This window comes from Streptomyces sp. NPDC001100, assembly GCF_053598575.1.
On sequence record NZ_JBSFKO010000023.1, the window covers coordinates 63,471 to 82,199 of the forward strand.

Below are 18,729 nucleotides of genomic sequence, written 5' to 3' on the forward strand. Positions count from 1 at the left end.
GTGTTGCACGAATAAGAGAATCACATTCTCATCCCTGCTGGGGTCAGTTCTCCGGATCTGTCAGCTCCACGCCGTCCCGTCGGTCCACCTCGGCGGCCGCCCGGGCGAAGCCGCACAGATGGCGGGTCATACGGCGCATCGCCGCCTCGCTGTCGCCGTCCCGGATCGCCTCGGTGATCCGGGCGTGCGCGCGGGCGGTGAGCCTGCGGATGTCCGCGTCCATGAACTGCTCGATGTCGGTGGCCGCGTGAATGGACTGCGAGAGAGCGCTCATGAAACCGATGAGAAGCTCGTTCTCACCGGCCCTCGCCACGGCATTGTGCCAGTGGATGTTCGCGCGCAGGAACCGCTGGATGTCGTCCCCCGCCGCGACCAGCTCCGCGTGCGCGTCGTCCAGCTCCGCGAGGTCGGCGTCCGTGCGGCGCCTGGCTGCCAACGCCGCGCACGCGGGCTCGATCGCCTCCCGGGTCTCGTGCAGGTCCTCCAGGCGGATCCGCTGCCCCCGGATCACCAGCCGCACGGTGTTCGCGAGCGATTCACGCCCGGGCCGGTGCACGAAGGCGCCGCCCCCGCGCCCCGGCCTGATCTCCAGGAGCCGTTCGACCTCCAGGACCCGCAGCGCCTCGCGCACCGTGGCCCGGCTCAGTCCCGTCTGCTCGACCAGTTGCCGTTCCGGCGGCAGCGCCATGCCCTCCGTGAACTCCCCGGAGAGGATCCGCTCGCGGACCTCCGCCGCCAGCACGTCCGACGCCTTGGGAACCGTGAGCGTGTCGAAGCGCGGCCGGGGCTCACCGGCCGCGGCGCGCCCCCGGGCGGTGCGGGAAGGGTGCTCGGCGCTCTGCACAGGTTCGGGCCTCTCGTCGCAGGCCGTGCTCCTCGGCCTCTTTGGCTGAACCATTCAACACAGGACGCGCCAACTGTCACATCACGGGCCCGCCCGTCACATCACCATTCCGCCGTCCACCGGCAGCACCTGACCGGTGATGAAGGAGGCCGCGTCCGAGGCGAGGAACACGAAACTGCCCGCGATCTCCGCCGGCTCCGCCCACCTGCCCAGCGGAATCCGGGCGAGCATCTGGGCCGCGAACTTCTCGTTGGTGCGAATGGTCTCCGTCATGGGTGTGGCCGCCAGCGGGGCGAGCGCGTTCACGAGGACCCGCCGCCGCGCCAGTTCGCGGGCCAGGGACTTGGTCAGCCCGATGATCCCGGACTTCGCCGCCGAGTAGTTGACCTGTCCCAGTGTGCCGACCAGGCCGGCCGACGAGGTGACGTTGATGATCCGCCCCGTCCCGTCGTCCGGCAGGAACGGCAGTGCGGCCTGCGCGCAGTGGAAGGTCCCCATCACATGGATGTCGAGGACCCGCCGGAACGCCTCCTCCTCCAGCTTGTCGAACATGGCCGGGGCGATGACCCCGGCGTTGTTGACCAGGATGTGCAGCTTCCCGCCGGCGAGCGCCGCCGCGCGCCCCACGGCCGTATCGGCGGCGGCCGGGTCCCGTACGTCGAGGGCGGCGCTGTCCGCGGTGAGCCCCGCCGCGTTGGTCTTCCCGGCGACGGCCGCCGCGGCCGACTCGTCGACGTCGGTCACCAGCACCGCGGCCTCGCGGAAGTAGCGGGACACGCCGTACTCCTCGGCGTATCCCATGCCCCCATGGGTCTGCAGCGCCCGGTCGGCGGCCGTGAACCCGGCGTCGGCGCACAGGTACTTGGCGGTGTTCGCCTCCCGCCCGCAGGGCTTCCCGTTGTCGTGCAGCCAGGTCGCCTTGCGCAGCACGAGTTCGGCGGCGTCGAGGCGGGCCAGGGAGTCCGCGAGGGGGAACTGGATGCCCTGGCCCTCCTCGCCGACGCGGTCCTCGACGGGGATGCGCAGGTCGTCGATGAAGAGTTCGTTCGAGGTGACGGCGTTGCGGCCCATCTTCGGGATGGGGCGGATGTCGATCCGGTCCCGGTCGATGTCCGTCAGGAACAGGGTCATCCCGTCGGTCTTCCTGGCGACCTCGTCGGCTTTGCTGGTGCGGGTCAGCAACAGGATCTTCTCGGACTCCATCGCCTTGGAGATCCACACCTTGCGGCCGCTCGCGACGTAGTGGTCGCCGTCCCGTCGCGCGTACGTCGTGATGCTCGCGGTGTCGAGCCCCGCGCCCGGTTCGGTGACGCCGAAGCAGACGTGCAGGTCGCCGTCGGCGATGCGCGGGAGTGTCCGGCGCTTCAGCTCCTCGGAGCCGTGCACCACGACGGGATGCATGCCGAAGATGGACAGGTGGATCGCGCTGGCCGCGTTCATGCCGCCGCCCGACCGCGCGACCTCCTCCAGCAGGAGGCTGGCCTCGGTGATGCCGAGGCCGTGGCCGCCGTACTCCTCCGGGATCGTGATCCCGAGCCAGCCGCCGGCCGCGACGGTCTCGTAGAACTCCGTCGGGAACTCGTGCGCCTGGTCCTTCTCCATCCAGTACTGGTCGTCGAAGTCGCGCAGCAGTCCGGCGACGGACTTGCGGATCGTTTCCTGGTCCTCGGTCAGCTCGAAGTCCATGCACGGACCCTTCTCCGGTTCCGGATGCGAAACATGTCAAAGGTCAGACCGAAATCGTAGGGGCCAGTCGAAGAGTGGCGCCTACCGTCGAGTAATATCGCGCGGCAGGCCATCAGAGGAGGAACCGTGCCACGGTCCGAACGCTCGTCGCTGCTGCTCGCCGGACTGCTGGCGACCGCGGGGGTCGCCCACTTCGCCTCGCCGAAACAGTTCGACGCGACCATCCCGCGCGCCCTGCCGGGGGCGCCCCGGACCTGGACGTACGCGAGCGGTGCCGTCGAACTGGCGCTGGCCGCGGGGATCGCCGTGCCGCGCACCCGGCGCCCGGCCGCACTGGCCGCGGCGGCGTTCTTCGTGGGCGTGTTCCCCGCCAATGTGCAGATGGCGCTGGACTGGCGGGACCGCCCGGCCCCGCAGAAGGCGGCGGCCCTCGGACGACTGCCCCTGCAGATACCCCTCGTGCTGTGGGCCCGTAGTGTCGCGAAGAACAATGGGGAGGGACTGACATGAGCGATCGCCCGAACGTCGGCGACAAGGTCGAGGACTTCACGCTGCCGGACGAGACCGGCGCGGAACGCAGCCTCACGGAACTGCTCGCCGAGGGGCCCGTGGTGCTCTTCTTCTATCCGGCCGCCCTGTCCGCCGGCTGCACCGCCGAGGCCTGCCACTTCCGTGATCTGGCGGCCGAGTTCGCGGCCGTCGGCGCCCGGCCCGTCGGCATCAGTGGCGACACGGTCGACAAGCAGAAGGAGTTCGCCGGAAAGAACACCCTCGGCATGCCCCTCCTCTCCGACGTCGACGGGACGATCCGGGAACGGTTCGGAGTGAAGCGCGGGTTCTCGCTGGCACCCACCAAGCGGGCCACCTTCGTCATCGGCGAGGACCGCACGATCCTGGAGGTCGTCTCCAGCGAACTCCGGATGAACACCCACGCCGACCGCGCCCTCGCCGCACTTCGCGCCCACCGGAAGTGACACAGGGGCCGCGAATGCCGTATCGCGGTTGATGCGGTGCGGTACAGGGACCATCCTGGACGATATGGAGCAGGTCGCCGCCACGGCGGTCATTGATGCCCGGGGCATCGTGACGGGGTGGAGCGAGGGTGCCCGGACGCTGACGGGATACCCGGCCGAGGAGGCCGTGGGCCGGTCGGTGGCGGCACTCCTCGCCGAGCCTCCCGCCGCCACGTCCGTCGCCGCACTGGCCGGCCCGGTGGTCCTACGGCACCGGGACGGCTCCCCGCTCGCGCTCACCGTGCGGGCCTGCGCGGTGCTCGGCGCGGACGGTGCCCCGGACGGATACGTCCTCACCGCCGAACCGCCCGCCGACCCCGGGCCCAGCCTCGCCGAGCAGGCCTTCCAGCAGGCGTCGATGTCCCTGTCCGTCTTCGACATCGGGCAGCGCTATCTCCGCGTCAACGACGTCGCCTGCCGCGTGATGGGAGTCCCCGAGGATGCCCTGATCGGCCGGTTCTTCCCGGAGAGCGTCGAGGACGCCGAACACAGCAGGGGTTTCCTCCGCAACCTGCGCCAGGTGGTCGAGACGGGCAGACCGCTCCGCTACGACAGTTGGACGGCCGCCCCCGCCCTGGACCGGGAGCACGCCTGGAGCATCGAGATGTGGCCCCTCAGGGATGCCTCCGGCGAGCTGACGGCGGTCGCCCTCGCGGCCTTCGACAGCACCGAGCAGTACCTCGCCCGACAACGGCTGGCCCTGCTGAACGAGGCGGCGACCTGCATCGGCACCACCCTCGACGTGGTGCGCACCGCCGAGGAACTGGTGGAGCTGCTGGTGCCGCGCTTCGCCGACTTCGCCAGCGTGGACCTGCTGCCGTGGGTGCTCGGCGCGGACGAACCGCCGCAGGCCCCGGACGACGAGATCGTGCTGCGCCGGGTGGCCCACGGTTCCGTCACCGAGGGTGTGCCGGACGCCGCCGTGCACCTCGGGCAGGCGGACGTCTACCCACTCTCCTCGCCGCCCGTGCGGTCCCTGCGGGAGGGACGGGCGGTACGCGGCCAGGCCGGCGAACCCGACTTCGTCCGCTGGGTCGACGACCGCAACGCCCGCTCCCCCGAAGGGCGTTCGCACCGTAAGGGGGTCCACTCGATGATCGCGGTGCCGTTGCGGGCACGCGGCACCACCCTCGGCGTCGCGGTGGCCGTCCGTATGGCGCACCCGGACGACTACGCGGAGGACGACGCCGTACTCGCCGAGGAGTTGGCCAGCCGGGCCGCCGTCTGCATCGACAACGCCCGCCGCTTCGCCCGCGAACGCAGCACCGCGCTGGCCTTGCAGCACACCCTGCTGCCCCGAGGACTGCCCGGACAGGCCGCGGTCGAGGTGGCGCACCGCTACCGTCCGTCCGGCTCGCTGGCGGGCATCGGCGGCGACTGGTTCGACGTGATCCCGCTGTCCGGCAGCCGGGTGGCCCTCGTCGTCGGCGACGTCGTCGGACACGGCATCGCGTCCTCGGCGACCATGGGCCGCCTCTGCACGGCCGTCCGCACGCTCGCCGACGTGGACCTGCCGCCCGACGAACTCCTCACCCACCTCGACGACCTGGTCACCCATCTCGCGTCCGACGACGCGGGCGACGAGGTCGCGGAACTCGGCGCGACCTGCCTCTACGCCGTCTACGACCCCGTCTCGCGCCGCCTCGCCATGGCCGCCGCCGGACATCCGCCGCCGGCCCTCGTGCTGCCCGACGGGACCGCGAGCCTCGTTCCCATGACCGCGGGACCACCGCTCGGAGTCGGCGGACTCCCCTTCGAGGCGGTCGAGTTGGAGCTGCCCGAGGGCGCCGTGGTCGCCCTGTACACGGACGGACTGATCGAGGACCGGGACCGCGACGTCGACCACGCCACCGCCGAACTGTGCCGCGCGCTCACCGCCTCCGCCGAGTCCCTGGACGCGCTCTGCGACTCGGTGCTGAAGTCCGTGATGGCGGAGGAACCGAGCGACGACGTGGCCCTGTTGCTGGCGCGCACCCGCGCGCTGGGCGGCGACCGGGTCGCCACCTGGGACATCGAACCGGACCCCGCACGCGTGTCCGGGGCCCGGCAGGCCGCCACCGACCAACTCGCCGCCTGGGGACTGGAGGAGGAGGCCTTCGTCACCGAACTCGTCGTCAGCGAACTGGTCACCAACGCCATCCGCTACGGCCAACCGCCCATCCAACTCCGCCTGATCCGCGACCGCGCCCTCATCTGCGAGGTCTCCGACGGCAGTTCGACCTCACCGCATCTGCGCCGCGCCCACGCCTTCGACGAGGGCGGGCGCGGACTTCTCCTCGTCGCCCAGCTCACCCAGCGGTGGGGGAGCAGACAGACCGGCAGCGGTAAGACGATCTGGGCGGAGCAGCCGCTGCCGCCGGACTGACGCGAGGGCCTATTCGAAGGGGCAGCCCGGGTTCGGCGCGTCCTCCGAGAACGGCGATCCGTGCGGCAGGACGTACAGCACGTCCAGGACGAGAGGCGTCTTCCCCAGGTTGCGGCCGATGTGCACGTTGCCCGCCCCGGCCGGCTCCTGGATGGTGCTGCCCTTGCGGTAGACGCCGTCGGAGGCGCAGCTGGAGTCGAAGTGACTGAGCGTGCCCTCCTTGACGATTCCGTACAGCGGGCCGTCGTGGTAGTGCCAGCCGGTGGCCTGGCCGGGCGGAATGGTGATCTCGCGCACCGTGTAGTCGGTGTCGCCGATCGTGGTCTGGCTGATCAGCTTGGCGGTGACACCCGGCCCGGCGGGGGTCGCCTGGGCGGTGCCACCGGCCAGCAGGGCGGCGGTGGCCACCGCTCCGGTCACGGCGGTACGGAACGCGGTGCGCATACGGGAACCTTCCGGTGAGATCTTGAGCCTCCGCCGTGAACATAGAGGCAGGGAAGGCGAGTTGGGGGTGGAAACACGCAACTTCCACCCCGGGACTCTCAGAATTCCTCGTGCGTTTCCGGGTCCCCGCCCAGGCGCTGCGGGGCGTGGTCGGAGAGGGCGGCCCGCTGGGCCGGACCGAGTTCGAAGCCGAAGATGTCGAGGTTGGCGCGCTGCCGTTGCGGGTCGGCCGACTTGGGGATCGGGACCGCCCCGAGCTGGGTGTGCCAGCGCAGCACCACCTGACCGGGCGTGACACCGAAGGCCTCCGCGACCGTGACGACGGTCGGATCGTCGAGCAGCGCGGTACCGCGCCCCAGTGGACTCCAGCTCTCGGTGAGAACGCCCTTCTCGGTGTCGAAGGCACGCAGTTCGTCCTGCGGGAACAGCGGATGCAGCTCGACCTGGTTGACGGAGGGCAGCACGCCGGTCTCCTTCTCCAGCCGTTCGATGTGCCCGGGCGTGAGGTTGGAGACACCGATCGACCGGACGAGACCCTCCTCGCGGAGCTTGATCATCGCCTTCCAGGAGTCGACGTACTTGCCCACGCGGGGCAGCGGCCAGTGGATCAGATACAGGTCCACGTAAGCCACGCCGAGCCGCGCCCGGGACTCCTCGAACGACGCGAGGGTCTCCTCGTAGCCCTGATGGCGGCCCGGCAGCTTCGTCGTCACGACGATCTCCTCGCGCGGCACAGCACTGCGGGCGATGCCCCGGCCGACACCGGCCTCGTTGCGGTAGTTCGTCGCCGTGTCCACCAGGCGATAGCCCATGCGCAACGCGCTGTCGACAGCCTCCTCGGCCGTCGGGTCGTCCATCGGCCAGGTGCCCAGGCCGATGGCGGGGAGCTTCGTTCCGTCGTTGAGGGTGTGCGTCGGGATGCTGATCACGATCGACCTTCCCTTGGCTGCGCGGTAGAGCCAGTATGGGCGCCAGGGAGCCCTGTCGCCTTGTGCGGTGATCGCTGTCACGATCTTCTTGAACCCGGTACGACCTGGGTACGACCCGGTGGGCACGACCGACCGAGCAGGTACGACGACGGAGCGCGCATGACGAAGGACAGCGGTACGACGGACGAGGCGGTGCGGGGGGACGGCCTGGAGGTGAAGCCGGCCGCCGGACACATCGGGGCCGAGATCACCGGTGTCGATCTGGCCGGTGAACTCGACGACTCCGTGGTGGCCGCGATCCGGGCGGCGGTGCTGCGCTGGAAGGTCGTGTTCTTCCGGGACCAACGGCTCGACCATGCCGGGCATGTGGCCTTCGCGCGGAGGTTCGGCGAACCGGTCGTGCTCGGCCGTCGCGGCAGCGCCTCACCGGCAGGCTTCCCCGAGGTCGAGACGACCGCCGACCGGCTGGAGTTGGGCGGCCGGTTCGGCATGGAGCACGAGGAGTGGTTGGAGCGCCGCAGGCACACTCTGCTGCGCGGCTGGCACTGCGACCACGGCGCCCGTATCGATCCGCCGGCCGCGACGATCCTGCGCGCGGAGACGGTCCCGCCGTACGGCGGCGACACCACGTGGTCCAACCTGGCCGCCGCCTACGCCGGACTGTCGCAGCCGGTACGGGAGTTCGTGGACGGACTGCGGGCCGAGCACCGGCTCGGCGTCGGCTATCAGCCGCGGCCCGGCGACGACGCGTACGTCCGCCATCTGCTGGACCACCAGGTCGCCTCGGTGCACCCACTCGTACGGGTGCATCCCGAGACGGGGGAGCGGGTGCTGTACGTCAACGGCTACTACCTGGAGCAGATCACCGACATCTCCCGCGCGGAGAGCGCCGCGATCCTGGACATGCTGCTCGCACAGGCGACCCGGCCCGAGTACACCGTCCGCTTCCGCTGGGAGCCGGGCAGCGTGGCCTTCTGGGACAACCGGGCCACCATCCACCTCGCCCCCAGCGACAACGCCCACCTCGGCTTCCCCCGGACCATGCACCGGGTGATGCTCACCGGCGACATACCGGTGGGCGTCGACGGCAAGCCGTCGGAGCCGATCGTCGGTACGGAGCCGGGCCGCTGGTGAGGTCAGACGGCGGGCTGCCAGCCGAGTGCCGGTCCGAGCCTGGTCGCCATGTCCGTGAGGATCTGCACGTAGTCCTCGTGCTCGAAGGTGAACGGCAGCGCGAACGCCACCTCGTCGATCTCCCTGAACGCGGCGTGGGCGCCCAGGAGTTCGGCGATCTCCTCCGAGGTGCCGACGATGTCCGGCGCGAACATCAGCCGGGCCGGGCCCTGCGGTGACGTCGTACGGGGAGTGCGCTTACGGGCGAACTCCTCGTACTTCGCCCGCTGTTCGGGCGACGCGGAGTCGGTGGGGATCACGACCAGCCCCTGGGAGACGCGGGCGGCCTCCCCGTCCGGGTGGTGGGCGCGGAACGTACGGATGTGGGAGAGCTGGATCTCGGCGAAGTCCCTTGACTCGTCCGGCCCTTCGGCCTTGACGACGCTGCTCGTCAGGAAGTTCATGCCGTGCTCGCCGGCCCACTTCGCCGAACTCGCGCTGCCGCCGCCGTACCAGAGGCGACGGCCCAGACCGGGGGAGTGCGGTTGCACCCGGTCCGAGAACACCTCGAAGCCCTCGACGCCGCTGAAGTCGGTGGCCGGCTTGCCGCGGACGAAGTCCACGAGCCGCCGCACCCGCTCGTAGCCGAAGTCCTCGGCGTCGGCCGTGTCGGGGTACAGCGCTTCCTTGACCTGGCCGTAGTGCATCGGCGGGCCGACGCTGACGCCCGGGTTGATGCGGCCCCCGGACAGGATGTCGACGGTCGCCAGGTCCTCCGCCAGCCGCAGCGGGTTCTCCCAGCCGAGCGGTGTCACTGCGGTGCCGAGTTCGATCCGGCTGGTGCGCTGCGAGGCCGCCGCCATGATCGCGACGGGGGAGGAGATGCCGTACTGGAGATGGCGGTGGCGCAGCCAGGCGCTGTCGAAGCCGAGCCGTTCGCCGAGTTCGATGATCTCCAGTGTCGACTCGTGACCCCGGCGCGGATCGGCCTCGTCGAACAGGCCGATCGTCAGGAAGCCCAGCTTCCGCAACGGGCGTGAGGTGGGCGGCACGGGCTCCTCCGGCGGTCGTACGTCAGTGCTGTTCTGTCCCGATTGTGGCAGGTGAACATTGCGGGCGTGTGATCAGCGCAGCGGGATGGTGATCTCGTCCTCGACCGGCGGGTCGATCTCCTGGTCGCGGTTGCCGGTGGCCGCGAAGCAGCGCAGCCGGACCGCCTCCGGGGTGACGTCCAGCCGCAGGAAGCACTTGAAGAACGGCGGGCTGTACGTCACCGAGCTGGGCGAGAAGAGTTGCGTGTAGATCTTGCGCACCGGGAGGCGGAAGCGCGAGGTGCGGTCCGGACGGCCGCCCGCGCCCAGCAGGCTCGCGACCAGCCGGATCCGCCGGGTGATACGGACCGGTGGGCCCGGGGTGCGGGTCGGTGGGATGCCGAGGCGCTCGCAGATCACGGCAGACGCCTCGGCCTCGGTGAGGGTGAAGAAGCGCCGCAGGTGCAGTCGGCGCCCGTAGAGCCTGCTGTAGAAGGCGAGGGAGTCGCCGCGCAGCGGATAGCAGCGGAAGTCCTGCTCGGTGACGTTGCCGATGTCGACGCGGGGGACGGTGTGGGTCGCGTGCATGAACGCGCCGCCGCCGCCCGAGACCACGTACTGGAGCGTGCGCCCGTCGTCCAACCGCACCGGATAGCGCTGGTAGTTGTGGATGTCGCCGCCGATCGCCGCCACGAAGTGGTGGTCCGGATCGCGGACGATGTCGTCGACCGTGCCGCCGCCCTCGATGGCACAGGGGTCGTACTTGCCGTCCACGTACAGCGGCGAGCCCGTGACGAGGATCTTCGGCTTCGGCCCCTTCGCCGCCTCCCGCAGCCAGGCGCCCTGTTCGGCGTCGATCGTGCCCAACAGACCCGTGTCGATACCGATGATCCGCACGGGTCCCGCGTCGATTGCCCAGTACGGGCCCGGCTGGATGGCCTGTTGGAGCGGAGAGGAACGCAACTCCCGTTCCATGTTCAGGTGTTCGCCGTCGTTCGGGCGGGGGTGGTGCCACAGCAGCGAGCGCCACCAGGCCCGGGTCAGCGGGCGCGGCTTCGACTCCGGTGCGGGCAGCGCGGGCGCGTCGTCGCAGAAGACGCGCATGAAGCCGCCGAGGCCCTCGTACCAGTCGTGGTTGCCGGGTATCGCGTAGATGGGTGCCGGATAGTCCTGGTACGGCCGGAAGAACTTCGTGCCGTAGTCGTCCGCGGTGCCGACGGGATAGATGACGTCGCTGGCTATGACGGCGAAGTCCGTCCCCTGACTGGCCTTCAGAAACCCTGGCACGACGGCGTATTGGGGATCGTCGCCCTCGCCCGTGTCACCGATGACCATGAAGGAGAAGGTGTCCGCGTCGTCGTGCCGGATCACCTTGTCGGCGGGGGCGCCGGCTGCCGTGCGCTGCGCGACCCAGCGGCTGCGGGTGTCGCCGGTCGGGTCCCCGAACCAGGAGGCCAGCACACCGTTGCGCGCGGCCCACAGGGTCTTCGGATCGAGCCACGAGACCTTCTGGACGTGGGTCGGCATGAGTTGCTGGTACGCGCCGCGCTCCGCGGTGCCCCAACCGGCACCTTCGGCGGTATCGCGTGAGGATTCAGACACCGGCGAACCGTAACAACGAGCCATGGCGGGGCGAGAAGCGGGGGCCTGGCAACATCAACTCGACGACGCTCAACCGAAAGGCCCCCGCATGCCCGGCGAAGCCGACTTCATCGATCTGCTCCCCGACCCCGAACTCCGGTCGGACCGGCTGCTGTTGGGCATCCGCCACTTCGACGAACCCTTCCTCCTCACCGTCTCCCTCTCCCAGGGCCTCGGCTCCAGCGACCTGTGGCTGGACCGGGGCAGAGCCGGCAAGGCGCGGCTCGCGGAGTTCCGCCGGATCGGCGACCGGGTCCTGCTCGCCGTACGCAACAAACACTTCCTCACCTCTGGCGACGAGGCCGCCGTACGGGCCGGGGACGAGTCGTTCGCGCTGTCCGTGGTATGGAGCGGGCCCGTGCTGCGGGAGGAGAACGGGGCGGCGGTCGTCGACGCGACCGGCCTGGTCGTCGCCGACCACGACCGGGTCGCCGAGCATCTGCACGCACACGAGCAGGGCGACTACGCGATCGAGGAGTCGGCGAGCCTCCCGCTCGTCGCCGACAGCCGCAGCGGGCCGCGCGCCGTCCGGCTGCCCGCGCTCCTCACCTTCCGGGGCCCGGGCCGGGGCCGGGCGGTCCAGGCCGTGGCCGCCGACCCGCGCGCGATCACCGTCGTCCAGCAGCTCAACCTGATGCGGCTGCCCGCGACCCCGCTGCCCGTCCGCCGCTACCACCCCGCCTCGGGCGGCTACGGCATCGGCTACGCCGACCACGGCCTCGTCGGCCGGGCGGGCACCCAGGTCAGATTCCAGCCCCGCTTCCGAGCGGAACCCGGCGGCGACCCGATCGTCTTCCAGGTCGACCCGGCCGTCCCCGAACCCTTCCGCTCGGCGGTCGTCGAGGGCGGCAACTGGTGGCAGCGGGCCTTCGCCCGGACCGGCCTCCCGGACGCCTACCGGGTCGAGCCCGGTGGCGCGGGCTTCGACCCCTACGAGCCCGGCGTCAACGGCGTGGTCTGGGTGCACCGGGCCGGCCGCGGCTGGTCGCTGGGACAGGGGCTGACCGACCCGCGCACCGGCGAGATCCTGCACGCCCGGGTACGGCTCGGCTCCCAGCGCGTCGAGCAGGTCCGCGCCCTCGGCGAGGCACTCCTCGCCCCCTACGGCCACCCGGACGAGGCCGAACGGCTCGCCGCCGTCGAGGAGTTGGTGCTCGCCAGGCTGCGCCAGTTGGCCGCGCACGAGATCGGCCACGCACTCGGCTTCATGCACAACTTCGCCGGTTCGGGACACCCCGAACCGTCCGTCATGGACTACCCGCACGCCCGCATCCGCGTCACCGAGGACGGCGATCTCGACCTCTCCGCCGCGTACGGCACCGAACTCGGGCCGTGGGACCACTACTTGGTCGCGCACGCCTACGGACGGTTCGGCGAAGGCGAGGGCGAGGAGGAGACCGCGCTCGCCGCGCTGCGCCGGGAAGCCGCCGAGGCCGGTCTCACCTACGTCTCCGACGAGGACGCCCAGGGCCCGCACGCCGCGCACGCCGACGCAGTGCCCTGGGTGAGCGGATCGGACGCCCTCCAGTCGCTGGAGACGATGCTGCGGGTCCGCCGTATCGCCCTGGACGGATTCTCCCGGGGAGTGCTGCCGCCCGACCGGCAGACCGGCGAACTGGAGGAACGTGCCGCCCTGTTGCACCTCCTGCACCGGCACGAGGTGGCGGCCGTGGCCAGGCTGGTGGGCGGGGTGCGGTACGCGTACGGTCTCGCGGGCAATGCCGGCCGGGGCGCGGAAGCCGTCGACGCGGCCACTCAGCACACGGCACTGACCCGGCTCGCCGAACTACTGCGCGCCGAACAACTCGCCCTGCCGCGAACGGTGTTGGACACCCTCACCCCGCCCGCGATCCGCTACGGCCGGACGGAGCAGTACCTCGACACGGGTGCCGGACGGATCTTCGACCCCTTCGAGGCCGTACGGGCCGCGACCGCCCTGGTGACCCAGCAGTTGCTGGAGCCGGCCCGGCTCAACCGGGTCGCCTGGCAGCACGCGGCCGACCCGGCGGTGCCCGGTGTCGCGGAGATCGTCGACGCGCTCCTCGCGGCGACCTGGCGCCGCAGCGACCCCGTAGCCGGTGATCTGCTCGGCGGGGCCGCCGTGCAGCACGCGGCGGACTCGACCCTCCTCACCCACCTGCTGACCCTGCTCGACGACACCGCACTGCACACTCCGGTGCGCATGTCGTTGCGCGGTGCCGTGCGGCGGCTCGCGACGGAGCTGCGCTGCCAGGGCGACGAACAGGCCCGTGAGGCAGGGGAGTTGATCCGCGCCTTCCTCGCCGACCCCGGCTCGGTGCGGCTCGACCCGCTGCCCTGGGTGCCGCCGGGCGCGCCCAACTGAGTCGCCGCTACCGGGGTCTGCGGCGACCGGGGGCCGGACTCGGGCCGCGGCGACCGCTGTTGGTCACCACGGCCCGGGGTGCCGAGTCCCGTGCGGTGAGGGCCGGATCCGCTCGCTCGTCAGCCGTTTCCGGGGCGACGGGATGCCGGGCGAAGGAACGGTCCCAGTTGCCCTCGCCCATCACCAGCAGCGGGTCGAACATCACGACGACCCCGGCCAGCAGCAGGAAGATGATCGGCCCCAGCAGCATGGGCAGCAGCAGCGAGGTGGCCGAGTCGCCCGTCCACGCCCCGCCGGTGCTGTGCAGATGGACGCTCACGGCGGCCATCGCCGTGTAGTGCATACCGGACACGGCGACACCCATCACCAGGCTGGCGCCCAGACTCGCGAGGAAGCCCCGGATGGAGACGGCCGCCCACAGGGCCGCCGTCGCGGCGACGATGGCGATCGCGATGGAGAGCGCGACCGTGCTGGTCCGGTACTCGATGTTGCCGTTCAACTGCAGGGCCGACATGCCCAGATAGTGCATCGCGGCGACCCCGAGACCGGTGATCACACCCGCCCCGGCGAGCGTGCCGGTGGTGGCGCCGCGGTACCCCACGGCGAACACTCCGACGGCGACCATGACGATCGCCACGGCCAGACTCAGCACCGTGAGGCCGACGTCGTAGCCGATGCGGGTCTCCTCGACCCGGAAGCCGAGCATCGCGATGAAGTGCATCGTCCAGATGCCGCTGCCGATCGAGGTCGCGCCCAGCGCGAGCCAACCTGCCTTCCACGAATGTTTGTTGTGCAGGGACCGCACCACGCAGCGCAGTCCCAGAGCACCTCCTAGGCAGGCCATCAGATATGCCGCCACCGGAGTCACCGCACCGTAGCGGAATCCGTCGATCGTGCCTTGCATGAGCCAACTCCCCCCAGAGTCCTGGCTTTCTGTGGGGGAGTATGTACGAATCAAGGCCCGGCCGCGCACCGCTTTCACATCTGTACTTGACCAAGTCTCCACTTTCAGGGACCACTTGGGGCGCATCGAGGGCGATACACGGACAGATGAGGTCAGGCGGTCAGGGCTGTTGCGGCTTCTCGCGGTCGATGTAGTCGTTGGCCTTGTCCTGCGCCATGTCGACCTGTTTGGCGTGCTTGCCGCCGGTGCGTTCGTCGATCATGTCTCCCGCGCGGTCCACGCCCTGCTTGGCCTTGTCGGGATGCTGACCCAGCATTCCCTTGACCTTTTCCATGAACGACATGGGTGTCCTCCTTCGGACGTGCGTTGGCCCTCCCAGCATCCCCCGCGTTCACCGAAGCCGCATTTCGGTGCCGGGCGGGGTCGGCCGCCACCCGGCATCAGGCGGGTACGAGCGGTTCGTGTCCGTCGGCGACACGGGCCTCGCGGGTGCGGGACGCGGCAAGCGCGACTGCCTGGAGGACCGCTCCGGTCAGCCCAACGGACAGGGCGAACCGGTAGCCGACGTGGTCGGCGAGGAGTCCGCCGAGGGGTGCCCCGATGGCCACCATTCCCCAGTTGAACGAGCGGATCGTGGCGTTCGTCAGGCCTCGCAGCCGGTCGGGCGTGACCGCCTGGCGGTAGCTCATCTCCAGCGGGCTTTCGAGCGAGATCGCCCCGGACACCACGAAGAAGGCCGCGGACGTGCCGACCAGGGCCGCTGGTCCGCGGTGGGCGAGGACCAGCGGCAACCAGCCGACGGCGGCGAGGACGCGGCCCGCGATCAGGGTGGCGCCGACGTCCAGCCTCTTCGCCACCCGACCCGAGAACGCGCCGCCTGGCACTCCGCCGAGTCCCGCGCAGGCGTAGGTCACGCCCAGACCGAAGTCCCCGATCCGCAGGTCACGCGGCGCGAAGACGACGAAGACCGTACTGACCACGGTGTTGAAGAGGAGCATCAGGTGCGAGGTCAGCGCGATGGACGCCACGATCCGGTGCCGGTAGACCCAGGCCACCCCCTCCCGCAGCTCGCGGAGGAGACCGCGCCGCGCGCCCCGGTCGGGCACCGGATCATGGGCGCGCACCGAGGTGAGCAGCAGACCGGAGGCCAGATAGCTGGCCGCGTCCACGAGCACGGCGAGCGATGCGCCCAGCAGCCTGATCAGCACGCCGGCGATCAGCGGCCCGGTCGATCCGGCCACCGCGTCGGCCTGTCCCACCCGGGCGTACCCCGCGTTCAGGAGTTCTCGGGGGACCAGCTGCGGTACGTAGGAGTGGTTGGCCGCGTCGAAGAACAGACAGAGCACCCCGAAGGCGAAGACGCATGTGCACAGGGTGGCGATGTCGAGCCGGTCCAGGGCGTACAGCAGCGGAATCGCGCCGAGCAGAGCGGCCCGGCCGAGATCCATGGCCACCAGCACCGGCTTGCGCCGGCAACGGTCCACCAGGACCCCGGCCACCAGGCCGAAGAGCAGACAGGGCGCCCGGCGGGCCGCGTTGACCAGGCCCACCTCGGTCGCGGACGCGCTCAGTGTGACGACGGTGAGGATCTGCAGGGCGAGCCCCGACACCTGGGAGCCGAACGCCGAGACGGCGGAGGCGGTCCAGAAACGTGTGTACCCGGGGACATCCACCAGACGCGGCATGATCGGCCCGTACCCGGCGAGAATCCCCCGTCACCTTCGGGGATCGCAAGTGGCCGGTCCGCGACGCAAGTTGGGCCGGGTGACAGAGGGAAAACCCTTGAGTGCCCCGACCCTGCGTGACATGGACGGGTCAACGCTGTCATCCTCCACGCAGCTACCCCACGGATCCTCCATGGATCGGTCAAAGTTCGGTCGGCCCCGCACAGCTCAGCTCTCCCGGACAGCAGACCCGGCTGTCCGGTCTGTCACCGGCCGCGTCCGCGGCCGTCGCAGGAGGAGTACGAGTGAGACGCATCCCCCGCAAGCGGACCGCGGTTGGAGCCCTGATCTCCACCGCCGCGCTCCTCGCCGTCGGCATCCAGTCGGTTCCGGCGAGCGCGAAGCCCGCGTCCCCCCACCCCAGCCCGCTGCGCACCGGCAGCCTGGAGGCGAAGCTCACCCCGGCACAGCGCACCGCCCTGGTGAAGAGCGCCACCGCGAACAGCACGAAGACCGCCCGCACCCTCGGCCTCGGCGCCAAGGAGAAGCTGGTCGTCAAGGACGTCGTCAAGGACAACGACGGCACCGTTCACACCCGGTACGAGCGCACCTACGCCGGTCTGCCCGTCCTCGGTGGCGACCTCGTCGTGCACACCCCGCCCGCCGCGCAGGCGACCGGCACGGTGAGCGCGACCTTCAACAACAAGCACACCCTCACCGTCCCCTCCACCACCGCGTCCGTCGCCAAGTCGGCGGCCGAGACCAAGGCGCTCACCACCGCGAAGGCCCTCGACGCCAAGGCGCCGAGCACCGACAGCGCCCGGAAGGTGATCTGGGCCGGCGACGGCACCCCGAAGCTCGCCTGGGAGACGGTGATCGGCGGCTTCCAGGACGACGGCACGCCGAGTCAGCTGCACGTCATCACCGACGCCACCACCGGCAAGGAACTCTCCCGCTTCCAGGGCATCGAGACCGGCACCGGCAACACCCAGTACAGCGGCACGGTCTCGCTGAGCACCACGCTGTCCGGCTCGACGTACCAGCTGTACGACACCACGCGCGGCGGCCACAAGACGTACAGCCTCAACAACGCCACGTCCGGCACCGGCACCCTGATGACGGACGCGGACGACGTGTGGGGCACCGGCTCCGGCTCCAACACCCAGACCGCGGGCGCCGACGCGGCCTACGGCGCCCAGGAGACCTGGGACTTCTACAAGAACACCTTCGGCCGCAGCGGCATCAAGAACGACGGCGTCGCCGCCTACTCCCGCGTCCACTACAGCACGGCGTACGTCAACGCGTTCTGGGACGACAGCTGCTTCTGCATGACGTACGGCGACGGCTCGGGCTCCACGCACGCGCTGACCTCGCTGGACGTGGCCGGCCACGAGATGAGCCACGGTGTCACCTCCAACACCGCCGGGCTCAACTACACCGGTGAGTCGGGCGGGTTGAACGAGGCGACCTCCGACATCTTCGGCACCGGCGTGGAGTTCTACGCCAACAACAGCAGTGACGTCGGCGACTACCTCATCGGCGAGAAGATCGACATCAACGGCGACGGCACGCCGCTGCGTTACATGGACAAGCCGAGCAAGGACGGCGGCTCCGCGGACAGTTGGTACTCCGGCGTCGGCAACCTCGACGTCCACTACTCCTCGGGCCCGGCGAACCACATGTTCTACCTGCTCTCCGAGGGCAGTGGCACCAAGGTCATCAACGGCACCACCTACACCAGCACCACCTCCGACGGCGTGGCTGTCGCGGGTATCGGCCGCGCCGCGGCCCTGCAGATCTGGTACAAGGCGCTGACGACGTACATGACGTCCAGCACCAACTACGCCGCAGCCCGCACCGCAGCGCTCAACGCGGCAGCGGCGCTGTACGGCACGAGTTCCGTGCAGTACGCGGGAGTCGGCAACGCCTTCGCCGGCATCAACGTCGGCAGCCACATCACCGTGCCGACCAGCGGGGTCACGGTCACCAACCCGGGCAGCCAGTCCTCCACCGTCGGCACGGCGGTCAGCCTGCAGATCGCGGCAAGCTCCACCAACAGCGGCACCCTGACGTACGCCGCGACCGGACTGCCGACCGGTCTGTCGATCAGCTCCACGGGTGCCATCACCGGGACCCCGACGACGGCGGGCACCTACAGCACCACGGTGACCGTCACCGACAGCACCGGGGCGACCGGTACCGCGTCCTTCACCTGGACCGTCAGTTCCAGCGGTGGGGGCGGCAGTTGCACCTCGACGCAGTTGCTGGGCAACGCGGGCTTCGAGTCCGGGAACACCACCTGGACCGCGACCAGTGGGGTCATCACCACGGACACCGGTGAGGCGGCCCGCACCGGTTCGTACAAGGCGTGGCTCGACGGCTACGGCTCGACCCACACCGACACGCTGTCCCAGTCGGTGACGATCCCGAGCGGCTGCACCGGGACGACGTTCACCTTCTACATCCACATCGACACGGCCGAGACCACCACCAGCACCGCGTACGACAAGCTGACGGTCACCGCCGGATCGACCACCCTGGCCACCTACTCCAACCTCAACGCGGCCAGCGGCTACGTGGCGAAGTCCTTCAGCCTGTCGGCCTTCGCGGGCACCACGGTCGCCCTGAAGTTCAGCGGGGTCGAGGACTCCTCGCTCCAGACCAGCTTCGTGATCGACGACACCGCCGTCACGACCAGCTGATCGGCTCCACCTGTTCCGTCCGGCACCCCGCACGCGCCCCCAGGCGTGC

At 70.5% G+C, this 18,729-nt stretch carries 15 protein-coding genes; 6 read left to right on the top strand and 9 right to left on the bottom strand.

The genetic code is table 11. From position 1 onward, the window contains the following. Positions 1–43 precede the first annotated feature (43 nt). Together ACWDEW_RS29770 and ACWDEW_RS29775 are read right to left on the bottom strand one after the other, a co-directional pair. Positions 44–844, bottom strand: coding sequence for a FadR/GntR family transcriptional regulator (locus tag ACWDEW_RS29770; RefSeq protein ID WP_450516614.1), 801 nt, complete (start codon positions 842–844; stop codon positions 44–46). 96 nt (positions 845–940) lie between these two features. Then, positions 941–2,530, bottom strand: coding sequence for an SDR family oxidoreductase (locus ACWDEW_RS29775; RefSeq protein ID WP_450516616.1), 1,590 nt, complete (start codon positions 2,528–2,530; stop codon positions 941–943). 126 nt (positions 2,531–2,656) lie between these two features. Here ACWDEW_RS29775 and ACWDEW_RS29780 point away from each other — a divergent pair, with 126 nt between their 5' ends. The 3 genes from ACWDEW_RS29780 (at position 2,657) to ACWDEW_RS29790 (ending at position 5,908) form a co-directional block, all read left to right on the top strand. Further along, a complete protein-coding gene (locus ACWDEW_RS29780) occupies positions 2,657–3,040 on the top strand; it encodes a DoxX family protein (protein WP_450516618.1) in 384 nt (127 codons plus the stop codon). Then, a complete protein-coding gene (locus ACWDEW_RS29785; protein WP_450516620.1) occupies positions 3,037–3,504 on the top strand; it encodes a peroxiredoxin in 468 nt (155 codons plus the stop codon). The genes ACWDEW_RS29780 and ACWDEW_RS29785 overlap by 4 nt, the downstream gene beginning before the upstream one ends. A gap of 64 nt (positions 3,505–3,568) precedes the next feature. Continuing rightward, positions 3,569–5,908 carry a SpoIIE family protein phosphatase gene (locus ACWDEW_RS29790; RefSeq protein WP_450516622.1) on the top strand — a complete coding sequence of 780 codons (2,340 nt, stop codon included), beginning with the start codon at positions 3,569–3,571 and terminating at the stop codon, positions 5,906–5,908. Between the two features lie 9 nt (positions 5,909–5,917). On the opposite strand, the gene ACWDEW_RS29795 is transcribed toward ACWDEW_RS29790, so the two are convergent. Together ACWDEW_RS29795 and ACWDEW_RS29800 are read right to left on the bottom strand one after the other, a co-directional pair. Then, entirely contained in the window at positions 5,918–6,352 is a 435-nt protein-coding gene (locus ACWDEW_RS29795) for a cupin domain-containing protein (protein ID WP_450516624.1), read from the bottom strand. A gap of 98 nt (positions 6,353–6,450) precedes the next feature. Continuing rightward, complete coding sequence (locus ACWDEW_RS29800) at positions 6,451–7,281, bottom strand: aldo/keto reductase (protein WP_450516626.1); 831 nt, start codon at positions 7,279–7,281, stop codon at positions 6,451–6,453. Positions 7,282–7,440: 159 nt separating this feature from the next. Between ACWDEW_RS29800 and ACWDEW_RS29805 the strand changes: the two genes are divergently transcribed. Next, the gene (locus ACWDEW_RS29805) at positions 7,441–8,415 is read left to right on the top strand and encodes a TauD/TfdA dioxygenase family protein (protein WP_450516628.1); all 975 of its coding nucleotides are present in this window, start codon (positions 7,441–7,443) and stop codon (positions 8,413–8,415) included. 2 nt (positions 8,416–8,417) lie between these two features. Here the strand turns inward: ACWDEW_RS29805 and ACWDEW_RS29810 are convergent, their stop codons facing one another. After that, entirely contained in the window at positions 8,418–9,446 is a 1,029-nt protein-coding gene (locus ACWDEW_RS29810; RefSeq protein ID WP_450516630.1) for an LLM class flavin-dependent oxidoreductase, read from the bottom strand. Positions 9,447–9,518: 72 nt separating this feature from the next. Next, complete coding sequence (locus ACWDEW_RS29815; protein ID WP_450516632.1) at positions 9,519–11,027, bottom strand: metallophosphoesterase family protein; 1,509 nt, start codon at positions 11,025–11,027, stop codon at positions 9,519–9,521. Between the two features lie 88 nt (positions 11,028–11,115). On the opposite strand from ACWDEW_RS29815, the gene ACWDEW_RS29820 reads away from it, so the two are divergent. After that, complete coding sequence (locus ACWDEW_RS29820) at positions 11,116–13,410, top strand: zinc-dependent metalloprotease (protein ID WP_450516634.1); 2,295 nt, start codon at positions 11,116–11,118, stop codon at positions 13,408–13,410. A 7-nt stretch (positions 13,411–13,417) separates the two neighbouring features. Here the strand turns inward: ACWDEW_RS29820 and ACWDEW_RS29825 are convergent, their stop codons facing one another. The 3 genes from ACWDEW_RS29825 to ACWDEW_RS29835 form a co-directional block, all read right to left on the bottom strand. Continuing rightward, positions 13,418–14,314, bottom strand: coding sequence for an MHYT domain-containing protein (locus tag ACWDEW_RS29825; protein WP_450516636.1), 897 nt, complete (start codon positions 14,312–14,314; stop codon positions 13,418–13,420). A 160-nt stretch (positions 14,315–14,474) separates the two neighbouring features. Next, entirely contained in the window at positions 14,475–14,657 is a 183-nt protein-coding gene (locus ACWDEW_RS29830; protein WP_450516638.1) for an antitoxin, read from the bottom strand. A gap of 97 nt (positions 14,658–14,754) precedes the next feature. Further along, the gene (locus ACWDEW_RS29835; RefSeq protein WP_450516640.1) at positions 14,755–15,999 is read right to left on the bottom strand and encodes an MFS transporter; all 1,245 of its coding nucleotides are present in this window, start codon (positions 15,997–15,999) and stop codon (positions 14,755–14,757) included. A 284-nt stretch (positions 16,000–16,283) separates the two neighbouring features. Between ACWDEW_RS29835 and ACWDEW_RS29840 the strand changes: the two genes are divergently transcribed. Continuing rightward, positions 16,284–18,680 (top strand): M4 family metallopeptidase, encoded by a 2,397-nt coding sequence (locus ACWDEW_RS29840; protein ID WP_450516642.1) that lies wholly within the window; start codon positions 16,284–16,286, stop codon positions 18,678–18,680. Positions 18,681–18,729 lie beyond the last annotated feature (49 nt).

Coding starts and splice junctions, on each gene's coding strand:
- ACWDEW_RS29835 (WP_450516640.1), bottom strand. CDS start 15,999: ATGCCGCGTCTGGTGGATGTCCCCGGGTACACACGTTTCTGGACCGCC.
- ACWDEW_RS29830 (WP_450516638.1), bottom strand. CDS start 14,657: ATGTCGTTCATGGAAAAGGTCAAGGGAATGCTGGGTCAGCATCCCGAC.
- ACWDEW_RS29775 (WP_450516616.1), bottom strand. CDS start 2,530: ATGGACTTCGAGCTGACCGAGGACCAGGAAACGATCCGCAAGTCCGTC.
- ACWDEW_RS29785 (WP_450516620.1), top strand. CDS start 3,037: ATGAGCGATCGCCCGAACGTCGGCGACAAGGTCGAGGACTTCACGCTG.
- ACWDEW_RS29790 (WP_450516622.1), top strand. CDS start 3,569: ATGGAGCAGGTCGCCGCCACGGCGGTCATTGATGCCCGGGGCATCGTG.
- ACWDEW_RS29820 (WP_450516634.1), top strand. CDS start 11,116: ATGCCCGGCGAAGCCGACTTCATCGATCTGCTCCCCGACCCCGAACTC.
- ACWDEW_RS29795 (WP_450516624.1), bottom strand. CDS start 6,352: ATGCGCACCGCGTTCCGTACCGCCGTGACCGGAGCGGTGGCCACCGCC.
- ACWDEW_RS29805 (WP_450516628.1), top strand. CDS start 7,441: ATGACGAAGGACAGCGGTACGACGGACGAGGCGGTGCGGGGGGACGGC.
- ACWDEW_RS29825 (WP_450516636.1), bottom strand. CDS start 14,314: ATGCAAGGCACGATCGACGGATTCCGCTACGGTGCGGTGACTCCGGTG.